This window comes from Panacibacter ginsenosidivorans (genome assembly GCF_007971225.1).
Taxonomy (GTDB): Bacteria; Bacteroidota; Bacteroidia; order Chitinophagales; family Chitinophagaceae; genus Panacibacter; species Panacibacter ginsenosidivorans.
On the sequence record NZ_CP042435.1, the window covers coordinates 1,798,315 to 1,811,958 of the forward strand.

General features: G+C 37.0%; 10 protein-coding genes. 5 read left to right on the top strand and 5 right to left on the bottom strand.

Annotated features, from left to right (window positions below; genetic code table 11):
* The first annotated feature begins 112 nt into the window (after window positions 1–112).
* From FRZ67_RS07475 to FRZ67_RS07495, 5 genes are all read left to right on the top strand, one after another.
* Window positions 113–1,378, top strand: coding sequence for a tetratricopeptide repeat protein (locus tag FRZ67_RS07475; RefSeq protein ID WP_147188946.1), 1,266 nt, complete (start codon window positions 113–115; stop codon window positions 1,376–1,378).
* A 26-nt stretch (window positions 1,379–1,404) separates the two neighbouring features.
* Entirely contained in the window at window positions 1,405–2,166 is a 762-nt protein-coding gene (deoC, locus tag FRZ67_RS07480; protein WP_147188947.1) for a deoxyribose-phosphate aldolase, read from the top strand.
* A 281-nt stretch (window positions 2,167–2,447) separates the two neighbouring features.
* Window positions 2,448–3,365: a sugar phosphate isomerase/epimerase family protein gene (locus FRZ67_RS07485; RefSeq protein ID WP_147188948.1), complete on the top strand. Its 918-nt coding sequence runs from the start codon at window positions 2,448–2,450 to the stop codon at window positions 3,363–3,365.
* Window positions 3,366–3,367: 2 nt separating this feature from the next.
* A complete protein-coding gene (locus tag FRZ67_RS07490) occupies window positions 3,368–4,090 on the top strand; it encodes a sulfotransferase-like domain-containing protein (protein ID WP_147188949.1) in 723 nt (240 codons plus the stop codon).
* Window positions 4,091–4,092: 2 nt separating this feature from the next.
* Window positions 4,093–4,995 (top strand): aminotransferase class IV, encoded by a 903-nt coding sequence (locus tag FRZ67_RS07495; protein ID WP_147188950.1) that lies wholly within the window; start codon window positions 4,093–4,095, stop codon window positions 4,993–4,995.
* 38 nt (window positions 4,996–5,033) lie between these two features.
* On the opposite strand, the gene FRZ67_RS07500 is transcribed toward FRZ67_RS07495, so the two are convergent.
* The 5 genes from FRZ67_RS07500 to FRZ67_RS07520 form a co-directional block, all read right to left on the bottom strand.
* The gene (locus tag FRZ67_RS07500) at window positions 5,034–6,032 is read right to left on the bottom strand and encodes a bifunctional heptose 7-phosphate kinase/heptose 1-phosphate adenyltransferase (RefSeq protein ID WP_147188951.1); all 999 of its coding nucleotides are present in this window, start codon (window positions 6,030–6,032) and stop codon (window positions 5,034–5,036) included.
* Window positions 6,033–6,443: 411 nt separating this feature from the next.
* Window positions 6,444–6,737 carry a T9SS type A sorting domain-containing protein gene (locus FRZ67_RS07505; protein WP_158638326.1) on the bottom strand — a complete coding sequence of 98 codons (294 nt, stop codon included), beginning with the start codon at window positions 6,735–6,737 and terminating at the stop codon, window positions 6,444–6,446.
* 137 nt (window positions 6,738–6,874) lie between these two features.
* Entirely contained in the window at window positions 6,875–7,345 is a 471-nt protein-coding gene (locus FRZ67_RS07510) for a redoxin domain-containing protein (RefSeq protein ID WP_147188953.1), read from the bottom strand.
* Window positions 7,346–7,579: 234 nt separating this feature from the next.
* Complete coding sequence (locus FRZ67_RS07515) at window positions 7,580–8,644, bottom strand: PorP/SprF family type IX secretion system membrane protein (RefSeq protein ID WP_147188954.1); 1,065 nt, start codon at window positions 8,642–8,644, stop codon at window positions 7,580–7,582.
* A gap of 144 nt (window positions 8,645–8,788) precedes the next feature.
* Window positions 8,789–13,636, bottom strand: coding sequence for a PKD domain-containing protein (locus tag FRZ67_RS07520; protein WP_147188955.1), 4,848 nt, complete (start codon window positions 13,634–13,636; stop codon window positions 8,789–8,791).
* Window positions 13,637–13,644: the final 8 nt, after the last annotated feature.

The following is a 13,644-nucleotide window of genomic DNA, read 5'->3' on the forward strand; positions in this document are numbered from 1 at the left end:
AATGTTGCATAGAGAATGAACTGTACAAGAGTGCGACGCAACAGAAGCTTAATAGATGTAATATAGTTGGGAACAAAAATAAAATAAACATTTCGGGGAACTGCCATCAATCATGAGTGAATTAAACCGCCATCAACATATTGAAAGGGCAAGATTGTTATTAAGTCAGCGCAGGTATAAAGATGCCGAAACGCAGGCTGGCATAGTATTACAGCAGGACCCTAATGATGCAGATGCATTACAGATCATTGGTCACTGCAGGCTCGATAACAAGCAATATGATGAAGCATTAAAAATATTTCAGCAATGTATTGGGCACCAACCCGATGATGATTATGTACTTTACCTGATTGCATTTTGTTATTATCGTAAGCATGAAATTGATGCTGCGCAAAAATATCTTGAACAGGCCATCGCAATATTTCCATACAATGCAGGTTACTTCTCCTTACTATCAAATATTCATGCGACTGAAAGAAGATATGCAGATGCTTTGTATGCGGCCAACCAGGGTTTGCAAATAAATGCGGAAGATATTGGTTGCTTAAATGCACGCAGTGCTGCATTGTTTCGGTTGAATAAAAAAGAAGAAGCTTATGAAACGATCAACGAGTCATTGCAGGTAAATCCCGAAGATGATTATACGCATACCAATTATGGCTGGCATTATTTAGAGAAAGGCAAACACAAACAGGCATATGAACATTTTAGTGAAGCATTGCGTATTAATCCGAACAACAATGCTGCAAAAGAAGGTTACAAAGCATCGCTAAAATCTAAGCTTCCTTTTTATAGATGGATCTTGCAATATAGTTTGTGGATGAACCATCAGAATCGCACCATGCGCATTGTAATGATCTTTGGATTATGGGGAGTAGTACGTGCATTAACATGGGCAGGCAAGGATGCTCCTGTGTGGTGGAAATATGTTACAGTGGGCATTGTATTTATCTACCTTGCATTTGTAATGTTATCGTGGTTAGGTAATTCGCTGGCAAATTTATTTTTACTTACATCAAAACATGGAAGGCTTGCATTAACAGATAGTGAAAAAAGTAGTGCAAAAGCTGTAGGCATTGTGTTAGTTGCAGGCATACTATCAATAGCATGTGGTATATGGCTCGATAAAAAATTCCTGTATATGGGATTATTTATCGGCTCACTTTCTATACCACTTAGCTTTATTGATTTTCCCATCAAATGGTTCAAAGGAGAGGGCAGGCAGGTTACCGCACATATTATGATATTGCTTTGTATTATCACGTGCATTATGCTGTTCATTAATGACCAGTCAGCAATGTTTGCCGGCATTATTTATTTCATCTTTTTTGTTGGTTATATGTGGAGCGGTTCTATAACCGCGTTACGAAGAAGATAAATTTCATATTATAAATTCTAATAAAAATGGATCCTGTAACAGAGCTTGCCAAAATGATCGATCATTCATTGCTGCATCCAACGATGACAGATGAAGATCTTAAACAAGGTTGTGCACTTGCCAAAGCATACAACGTAGCAACAGTTTGTATAAAACCTTATGCAATCAAAGAAGCATTGGAATGGCTGAAAGGCAGTGATGTTATGGTCTGCGCTGTCATTGGTTTTCCGCAGGGCAACAGTACCATTGATGTAAAAGTTTTTGAAACGGAACAGGCATGTAAAGATGGTGCACATGAAATTGATATGGTGGTAAACATCGGTAAAGTGTTGGGTGAAGATTGGGATTATGTTGAAAAAGAAATTGCTGCAATTGTTGCTGTTACAAAAAAATATAAAGCTGCATTAAAAGTAATTTTTGAAAATGATTACTTACCAAAAGATGAATATAAAATAAAGCTCTGCGAAATATGCAGCAAACTGCAGGTGGAGTTTGTGAAAACATCTACAGGTTACGGTTTTGTAAAAGGTACTGATGGAAAATATTCTTATGAAGGCGCCACAGAACATGATCTTATTTTAATGCGCAAACATTCTACACCGGAAGTGCAGATAAAAGCCGCTGGCGGTGTGCGTACATTAGATGATCTGCTAAAAGTAAAAGCACTGGGCGTTACGCGTATTGGTGCTACGGCAACTGCAACAATTCTTGAAGATGCAAAGAAAAGATTTGGTGTAGCGAATGCTTCTCCCTCTTTTACAGATACAAATACAAAAGATGGTTATTAATTTTTTGGAGCCGGGCAGAAAAACATATATGATGCATTAGTTGCGTCGCACACTTGTGCTGGAGAAAAATTTTCAACAGTTTACAGGTTTGTATGTTCACGAGTTCTTTGGATTTTGAACAACGCGTAAACTTGTAAACTTCGTGAACGCGTAAACCTATGTTCAATAAATTTCTAAACGTACAAGTGAGTGACACAACAACTGATGCTATGAAAATATACAGCCCGCAACCAAATCATTCCTCATTTTGAAATACATTTACGACCACAAAAAATTACATCATGTTTGATCTTGGATTCGTAAGCGCCATACTTGCTGATAATAGTTTTGAAGAAGTGGTTGACTTTGCTGCAATCAACGATTTTAAATGCGTGGAGATGATGTGCTGGCCCAAAGGAAAAGCAGAAAGGCGTTATGCAGGTGTAACACATATTGATGTAAATGCACTTACAAAAAATGATGTAGCATATATAAAAGATTATTTGCAACAGAAGAATATTTATATTTCTGGATTGGGATATTATCCAAATCCTTTAGTGGCAGATACAGCACAGGCAAAGGTTTTTCTTGATCATATAAAAAAGATCATAAAGGCTGCAACACTATTAAATATTCCTGTGGTAAATACTTTTATTGGGAGAGATCACACAAAAAGCATTGATGATAATTTTAAAGTATTTCTGAAACGCTGGCCTGCGATAATAAAATTTGCAGAAGATAACGGCATTAACATAGGCATTGAAAATTGCCCGATGTATTTTACAAAAGATGAATGGCCGGGTGGTAAGAATCTTGCTATCAGTCCGGCAATCTGGGCAAGAATGTTTGAAGCCCTTCCATCTAAAAATTTTGGATTGAATTATGATCCATCGCACATGATCTGGCAACAGATGGATCCAATACAACCAATATATGATTTTAAAGACCGCATGCATCATATACATTTAAAAGATGCAAAGCTGTATAAAAACAAATTAGATAAAGTTGGTATCATGGCGCATCCTTTGGAATATCATTCACCAAAACTGCCGGGTCTTGGCGATGTAAAATGGAATAATTTTTTTACTGCATTAACTGATATAAGATATAAAGGACCTGTGTGTATTGAAGTGGAAGACAAAGCCTTTGAGGGTTCAGCAGCAAGTATTGAAAAAGCAATTTTAACTGCAAGAAATTATCTTACACAATTTATAGCTTAGCAATGGATACAACACGCATTTGTTTATGGAGTAGTCCGAGAAATATTTCTACTGCGATGATGTATTCCTTTGCACAAAGGCCCGACACTATTGTGTTTGATGAACCTTTGTATGCGCATTACCTGCGTGCAACAGGTGTCGTACATCCAGGGCAGAAAGAAATATTACAGTCACAGGAAAATGATGGCAACAAAGTAGTGAATGAGTTAATGCTTGGTTCTTTTGATAAGTCTGTTGCTTTCTTTAAACAGATGACACATCATCTTGTGGAGTTAGATGAAAAATTTCTATCTCGGATGAAAAATATACTTTTTATTCGTGATCCAAAACAGATTATAAGCTCGTATGCGCAGGTAAGACCGGATGTGAATATGCAGGATATTGGTATAGAAAAACAATGGCATTTGTTTGAACAACTCACTACAAACAACCAGAATTGTGTTGTGCTTGACTCTAATGAAATTCTAAAAGCACCGAAAAAAGTATTGGCTGAGTTATGTCAGGCTATTGATATTCCGTTTTACAACGAAATGTTGCATTGGCCGACAGGCCCAAAATCAGAAGACGGCGTTTGGGCAAAATACTGGTATGATAATGTACACAAGTCAACGGGCTTCGAAAAACAGGCAACAAGCAGTCGCACACTACCTGGATATTTAGAATCACTTTACAACGAAAGCAAAAAATATTACGATCAATTATTTCAACATTCTATAAAAGCATAATCATGCAACAACCATACAATCCAAAGAATGAGAACATACAAGTCTTTGTAAAAGATAAATTGTATCACCGCAGTGAAGCCAAGGTTTCTGTATTTGATAGTTCAGTGCAGGGCGGAGATGCGGTTTGGGAAGGTTTGCGCGTATATGACGGAAAAATATTTCATCTCGATAAACATCTGGATCGGTTACATGCATCAGCTAAAACATTGGCTTTTGCTGATATTCCCACAAAAGCATTTATTAAAGACGCCATTAAGCAAACATTGAAAGCAAACGATATGTACACAAATACACATATTCGTTTGACATTAACAAGAGGTGAGAAAGTAACCTCCGGTATGGATCCAAGACTTAATCAAAAAGGGTCCTGTTTGATCGTATTGGCAGAATTTAAACCACCCGTTTTTGATAATGCCAAAGGTATCAGGCTTATTACTTCGCATGTCCGCCGCAATTCTCCTATGCACCTTGATTCAAAGATTCATCACAACAATTTGATCAATAATATTCTTGCAAAAATAGAAGCCAATTATTGTGGTGCAGATGCAGGCCTTATGCTTGATAATCTTGGTTTTGTTTCCGAAACAAATGACTGCAATATCTTTATGGTAAAAAATGGCAGACTGCTTACGCCTCATGCAGATGCTTGTCTCACAGGCATTACACGAGAAACAACTATTCAACTTGCACACGAATTAAATATACCATGTATAGAAAGAAATATTTCTGTAAGTGAATTTTATAATGCAGATGAAGTATTTATTACAGGCACAATGGGCGAACTTACACCTGTATATGAAATTGATGGAAGAACAATTGAAAACAAATCAAATTCAGCAATAAGAAATAGTTTGTATACTGCTTTTAAAAAAATAACAGCAACTGAAGGAGAGCCAATAGAGTAATTCAGTTAACTTATTACAATGTTAATAATATAAGAATATTATAACTCGGTTTTCAATAAGCTTTTGCATTCGTTTAGCAGTTTCTCTTTATTCACCGCAACAGTTCCCACTTCTTCACAGACCTGACCGCCAGCTACATTTGCTACCTGGGCAGCAAGTGTGATATCTTTTGTAGCTGCATAGACTAATGAGGCAACTGCTATCACTGTATCCCCAGCCCCACTTACGTCAGCTATATTACGCGCATGGGTAGGAATGATCCTTGAATAATTGCCTTTCTGTATGTAAACTCCTTTTTCCGAAAGTGTAATAAGGGATATCTTATGTTGAAGAATAGCGTGTAACTCTTTATGAATATTTTTTAGCACTTCTTCATTTATTTCATCAGTAAGCAGGTTCAAACCTTCTTTTACTTCTTTAAGATTGGGCTTAAATATTTCAACTGACTTAAAAGAAAAGAAATTTTTTCTTTTAGGGTCAACCGTAGTTACAATATTATGTTCTTTGCAAATGGAAATGATCTTTTCAATCAGCGTTTCTGTTAGAACCCCTTTATTATAATCTTCAAATATTACCACAGAAGGTTGGTAACGTTTTACAAAAGAAGTAAAGTTCTGAATAAGTGTCGTTTCATCTTCTTTGGAAATATAATCTGTAACCTCAGAGTCGAGCCTCATCATTTGTTGATTTCGGCTTATGATGCGTATTTTATTTGTAGTTATGCGCTCATTACTCTTTACAACATATTTCGTGTCTATATGCTGATCCTGTAAGAGGCTCAATAAAATATCTGCATCTTCATCATCTCCTGTAACAGTAAATAAAGCTGTTTCTGCACCAAGTGAAACAGTGTTCAGCGCTACATTACCTGCGCCACCAATTCTTTGTTCTTTTTTGCGCAAAGCAACAACTGGTACAGGCGCTTCCGGAGATATACGTTCAACCTTTCCCCACCAATATGTATCAAGCATTACATCACCTATTACTGCTACTTTAAGATCTGAGAAATCCGAAAACAATTTATCAAAGTCGTTCATCTTAATTAATTTTATTACTCCTTATTGGCTTAATAGCTGCAAAAGTATTTATAAGGTTTTATAAAACTAACAGTTACCAAAATTGATACTATGCAAAACCAAATCCTCTTAGTAATAATAGAAGATTTGCAGTACAGGTGTACGACGCAACAAGGTTAAATATATATTCTATAGCCGGAAACAAAGATTTATTTTAGGCGCTAAAATTGTGATACTCCCACGGCTATTGTGAGCCAAATCTATGAACAACTGTTAAACTTCTGGTGCGTAGTATATTGCATCTTTCAGATTATATTATGAACAAAAAATATTGCCTATTTATGAAAAACGCTGGAATATTATTTTTAGCATTGAATAAAAAAGCGCCTTGTAAAAAGCGCTTTTGAAATGTTCTATATAACGTAAGTTATTTTATTTTACCACCTGAAATTTTCCTGTCTCAATAATATTACCATTTTTATCCCTTAGCTGGAAAACATAAATACCCCTGTAATATTCATTATCGAGTATTACGGATACCTTTCCTAAAGAAACAGGAATATCTTTCATCTTCTTACCAGAAAAACTATATATCTGTAAAACGGCATTTCTATCTGCTCCGGATTGGAACTCAAAATTAATAACAGAAGTGGCAGGGTTTGGATAACATTTAACTATTTTAATCTGTGTACCAGCTGGTCTTGCGAATACAGCAGTGACGCTCATCAGAACTATAATGAGTGTTAAAACAGATTTTGTAATTAATAAGATGTGTAAATTTTTCTTCATAAGATATATTGGTACAATAAAAATACCAAGATATTATTGTTGTTCCTACTATGAAATGCGATTTTCAGCAAATATTAATTTAATGAAGCCAGTGCTGCATTAATTTTTTCAAAATCAGGCAACTCACCGGCATTCTCAAGAACTTCAGCGTATTGAACTACTCCTTGTTTGTCTATAATGAAAGCGGAACGCTTTGAAACCCCTTTCATCCAACCTATAAATGCATTATATGCACAACCGTAGGCTTCCGATGCTTCTTTATTAAAATCACTTAACAAAGTGAAATTAAGATGCTGCTCTTCCTTAAACCTGGCAAGGGTCTGTGGTGAATCTACAGATATTGCAAAAACTTTCGCATTTACATTATTATAGGCAGCAATATTGTCTCTTACGCTGCACAATTCCTTTGTACAAACACCTGTAAAAGCCAATGGAAAGAACAGAAGCAAAATATTACTTCCTTTTTGCCCGGATAAAGTTACAATTTTCTTCTCTGTATCGTATAAATTAAAATCAGGTGCCTGCTGGCCAATTGCTAAACTCATGCTTCTTAATTAATTATTAATTAGCGCAAATTACAGCATGCATAGTCAATATAAGAAGTTTTGCTTAAGAAATACAGGATTTTCCGTAGAAATACTTGAAATTATTAGCAGAGAACAATTGGGCTTATTACAGATGACCTTGATCTATTCTGCTGAATAAAGGATAGAGTGTATAAGTGAGTGACACAACAACCGATGCCATATAATCTTGAGCCGATAAATAAAAATCGGTTACTAAAATTTAGGGCACAATACCGCATTTTGAGTAGTATTATTCCTGTCAAGAAAACCCGCATATGAAATTGCAAGCTCAAAGCCGCCTCTTCCCTGACTTGCGGTTTTCAATTGAGAGATGTTTGCATCATAACTCATAGATATTGAAAAAGGATGATAATCAATTTTAATGACCGGTATAAACGCGTCTTTTAATCGAAGATAGCCTCCTGCATGAATTATGTATTTAGGCTTGTCATAATCGTCGCCGATTTTTACAGAATAAGTAGCGCCTGCAATTGCTTCATTATACTCGCCTTGTTTACTAAAATCTGCCTGTATGGTTATGAATGATGTTTCAGAAGACGTAAACCTTACACCACCTGAAACTACCCACTTGGGATTTAACTCAACAGGTGGATTTTTATAAAAAGAATTTACAGGCCTGTTGAAATGATGGTATGCTATTCCAAAAAAATAGTTGTCATTTTCGCTGCCATTGATGGAGGCGTTATAAGACATTCCAAAACTACCATCCAGGTAACTGTAATTTGTTTTACTAAAAAGTTCCCCATCGGGCAAGGCCGGGTTATAACCATTACCATCATATTGGTTATTGGTCGTCATTTTCGATCTGTCAATTCTGCGCTGTACTATACCGCCCATAAACCCAAGAGAAAGAAATTTGTTTTTCTCATCACTTAGGGACTTATGAAAATTGATAGTAGGATATACATTGGTTGTGGTAAAATTTGTAACACCCGCTTTATCATATAATATTTGCAAGCCTGTAGTAAGAAAATCATTCCCTTTACCTACTGGCTGTTTATACTCAATATTAAAAGAACCAGTCTGATAAGGCGTTGTAACACTACCCCATTGGTTTCTATAAACACCCTGCACTCTAATATCACCGGAAAACAAACCTGCCAATGAAGGATTACGCAATAACGGGGCCTCAAAGAATTGAGAAAAGTGAGGATCCTGTGCATTTACAGCAGATATACAAAGCATCATTATTAGTATGAAAAAATAATTCTTTTTCACTGTCTTGCATACCCAATAATGTAAAATTAGTTCTTTCATAATTCAATTCTTTTGCATCATTATCAATTATAATCTTCAATACATTTATTTATTTGTAACCCGGCTACATTACTGCAATGAAGCAGTAATTGCGTCGCACACTTGTACACTTATCTCATTTCTCAACTTTTATAAATACACAAACTATCTGAGCAGTGTTACATTTCCTTTATAAGACAACACTGTTCCATTCTCACAAATTACATCTATAACGTAAACATACACATCAGCAGGTTGTGGTTTACCAAGGTAAGTGCCATCCCATGCAGCATCATTGCTTTGTGAGTTTGCAGGGAAATTCCATTTTTCAAAAACCGCAACACCCCACCGGTTAAATATTTTCATTGACTTTATATTAAACAAGCCCTTTCCGCGAGGAAGGAAATATTCATTATTCCCATCACCGTTTGGCGAGAAAGTGTTTGGAATATATACGTTCGAATTATTGCATGACACTTCAATAGTAATATTATCAATTGCACTACATCCAAATGCATTTGATGCGGTGCCTCTGTAAGTGGTTGTAAATTTAGTTTCTGCTAAAGGTTGCTCAACATTTGGAGAATTTAATCCTGCAGGAGGGTTCCATGACCATGTTATTACATCTGGTGAACTTGTTGTTGCAATTCTATAGGTAGAACCTGCACTAAGCTTTACAAGAGTATCGGCAATATCAAATGTAGGTAGTGGTGCAACAAGAATAGAAACATATTGCGTATCTGCAAAACATCCTATGTTGTCAGAGCCAATTACCGTGTAAACCGTATTTACTGTTGGTGAAGCAACAGGGTTCTCTATAGTTGTGCTGCTAAGACCTGTTGGTGGTTGCCATAAATACTTTTGAGCTCCCGATGCAGCTAATTGTATTGAACTACCCTGACATAATGTATCGCTGTTTACAGATAATGAAAGTTGTGTAGGCGCAACGATAATTACTGTTACTGAATCCGATGCCTGACAACCAAAATTATCACTCCCCGTAACATAGTAAGTGGTTGATGTTGTTGGTGCCGCTAAGGGATTTGTACAATTTGTACAGCTTAATGTTGGTGAAGCAGCCCATCTGTATGACGAGGCACCCGATGGATTTAAAATTGCAAAGGTATTTAAGCAAACAGAGGTGTCGTTACCGGCATTTACAAGAGGCAATCCAAGTATATTTAAACTATTGCCTACAGTATCGGCGCAACCGGTTATTGAAGATGTTGCTATAACACTAACATTATAAATACCCGGGGTTGTATAAGTGTAATTAAAATTTTGTGTAGACGACTGATTTCCATTTCCTATATCCCAAAGCCACTGTAGCGTTTCAGGTAAAGAGGCCGTATCTTTTACGTCAAACGCGACAGTACTATTTACACATGCAGAGTCAACAAGTCCAAGCTTAAGCTTTGGAGATTTATTTATTAAAATATCAACAGGTAATGTATAAGTTGCTACACAACCCGCCACAGACTTTACTGTTTGCGTGACCAGATAATTACCGGGTGCATTATAATAATGTACAGGTTTAGTTATGTTTGATGTTGTACCATCACCAAAGTCCCATAACGTGAAAGCTAGAGGATCAGTATTTACTATATAGGATGAATCCGTAAATGTAACCAGTGATGAATCGCATCCGATCTGCGAACTTAAATAGAATTTAGGCTTTACACCTGCAATATGTGCTGTGTCTGATGACTCCAGGGCCACAGTACAACCACTTGAATCTTCAAGTAAAACTCTCGGCACAAAAGTACCAGGCGTTGTATAAGTGTATATGGTATTATTTGCTAAAGTCTTTTTAACTGAGCCATCACCAAAATCCCAGATATAAGATACCGTGCTTGTTGTATTTGCATTGAATGTAACTGTTAATGGAAAACATCCATCGTTAGCTGTGAATTGAAATGTTCCATAAGGACCGCGTAATTCAACCGAACGGTAGGCTGTATCATAACATTCACCATAGCCTTTTGCAATCAGTTGAAGATTGTATTTCCCGGGTACTGTATAAAGATGAAAAGGATTATCGATTACTGCGTTGCCTCCATCTCCGAAATCCCACGCCAGGCTGCTATAGTTTTTTGACATATTTGTTGCCTGCACAGGTAGCGTACAACGTGATGCTGAATCTGAAATACTGAAAGCCGCAACAGGGTTTGAGATTGTAACAGACGTAGGTTTTATTGCAGAGTCTTTACACCCATAAATATCACTCACAGATAACGAAACAGTATAAATGCCTTCTGTTGCGTAAAAATGTGCCGGCAATGTTGCATTTGAAATAGTGCCATCACCAAAATTCCAGTTATATTGTAAGGATAAGCCAGCTGATTGATTACTAAAAGATACGCTGCTTGAGGTACACCGTAGTGAATCAAGAATAGAAAAATCAGCATAAGGTTTACCTATGATAACCGATGAGGTGTTATATGTACTATCATAGCAACCATTAGCGTCAAAAACTTTTAGTTTTATATTATAAGTCCCGGAATCTGCATACCTGTGCTGAAATGGTGAGCCTGTAAGCGTGTCAATAGTACCATCGCCATAATCCCATATCCATTTATTTAATGCAAATCCACCATATGTTGACGACTGGTCTGTAAAAACAAAAATACTATCCGCACATGTACCTGGCCCGTTTGCAAAAGCAGCCTTAGGGCCATTAATTGTTATAGGTGTTGCAAGCAGCGCTGTGTCATAACATCCGTTTGTGTAACTTACAATCATCCTTACATTATAAGTAGCAGAGCTGTCGTACTTATGCAGTATAGTATCATTATTAATATTGAAGGGGTTAGAAGTACCATCACCAAAGGCCCATCGTATGCCATTTACATTGGTCATATTTAAGTTACCCGCTGTAAACTGAATATTGTCGAATTTGCAAAAATTACCCGATAACGGTGTTGCCGCGAATGTTGGATTTTCATCAATCACATTAGTGACTTTATATATTGTATCTGCACAAGCTCCGTTGGTCACGATCAAACGAATGTTATAGGAGCCAGGCGTAGTATAAACATGCGCGGGGTTTTGCGTGTTAGAAATAATACCATCGCCAAAATCCCAATTCCAGCTTTTCGGCGCAACTGATATGTCCTGTAAAGTTTTCTCATAAGGCGTATCGCAACTTTCAAAAATATTAAACGCTGCTACTGGCGGTGCAACATAAACATAATTATTCTTCTTAAGTGTGTCGCTGCACCCACTACTTTCTACAACTAAAGTCACACTAAAATAACCTGTATCAGTGTAATGATAAAGAGGGTTCTGGTTAGTATAAGCATTCCCGTCACCAAAATACCAACTCCAGGTATCCACATTCCCTGTACTTAGGTCTGTAAATTTTACACTATCCGAAGCGCAGGCATTTAGAGGAGTGGCACTAAAATTTGCAACAGGCTTTGCTGCAAGTACAACTGCAGAAAGTTGTTTATACGTAACTGTGCAACCACTGACAGTGGTAACCGTAAGTGTAACAGTATATGTTCCGGTATTTGTATATATATGTGTAGGCGTGGGTTGAGTTGAGGTAGTACCATCTCCAAAATCCCATAAATATGTGCCTATTATTTCCGGGCTTGCAATGAGCGCTTTAAAAGGTACAGTTGCAGGTGCGCATCCTAGAAATGGAAGATTTGCAAAGCCATTTATACGCGGCTGATTTATTCTTACATAATTATTTCTTGTAATTGTATCACTACACCCCCCTGCACTTATGGCAATTAATTTTACAGTATAATTTCCACTAACAGTATAAGTATGCTGAGGACTATCCAGAGCAGATGTTGTTCCATCACCAAAATCCCATACGTAGGTAGTGGCATTAACAGAAGTATTATTAAACTGCACAGTTAAAGGTGGCAGACAGGACGTCAAAACTGATGGCGAAGTAAATGATGCAGTTGGTTTGCCTGTCACATTTATTGTTTTCGTGACAACACTGTTACAGCCACCAAAATTGGCAGTATAAGTAACAACATAAGAACCTAAAACTGTGTAAGTATGTGTAACGGATAGACCGCTTGCAGTTTGACCATCTCCAAAATCCCATGTGGCAGAGATTGCTACGGGTGAAGAAGAGTCACTCATTAATGCAGGCTCATTTACACACACACCTTGTGGCAGTGAAAATCCTGCCGAAACATTGCCTATTGATATAGGATGCATAATAGTGTCTGAACATCCTGCACTATTTGTCGCAATAAGGCTTACATTATAAGTACCTGGTGTATTATATGTTTGTGATGGGTTAGTTGCAGTTGATTGACCACCATTACCAAAATCCCACGAGTAGGTCAATGCAGATGCGGAAACAGAAGCATTGGTAAAATTAACAAGTGTGGGCGGCTTGCATATATTCAGATAACTGTAAGAGAAGTCTGCATGCACAGAATCGGCAGGCTTAATAAATGCAGGCTTAATAATTGACTGCTGACAACCAAAACTGTTGACAATAAAAAGACTTACATTAAAACTTCCACTGGAATTATATGTATGAGCCGGGTTTTGATCTATTGAAGATGTGCCATCACCAAAATCCCATACCCAGTTTTGTAAAGTACCACTGCCTGCTGTACTCAAATCAGTAAAATTTACATTTAACGGGATACATCCGGTAACCGGAGAAGCATTGAAATTAATGGTAGGTTTTGCGTAAACAGTTATATAATTTGTTTTTACAATGGAATCTTCACCACTGGCATTTTTTACCCTTAGTTTTATAGTATAAGTACCCGGCGTTATATAAATAGCACTGGCACTATCTTTTGTTGATATGGCTCCGTTTCCCAGGTTCCATAACCACTCTGTGGGGTTTCCCGTAGATGCATCTTTAAAGTTTACCAAAAGAGGTGTACAACCAGAAGTAACTGAAGCAGTAAAATCAGCTTTGGGTTGCGCAAAAGCAGAAGCGTATAAAAATACCGTTGTCAGCAGTAACACCGCTGGCTTTATATTAAAATAATTCCCCACCTGTTTTATCCTGGTTAACATCATAAGGCTAA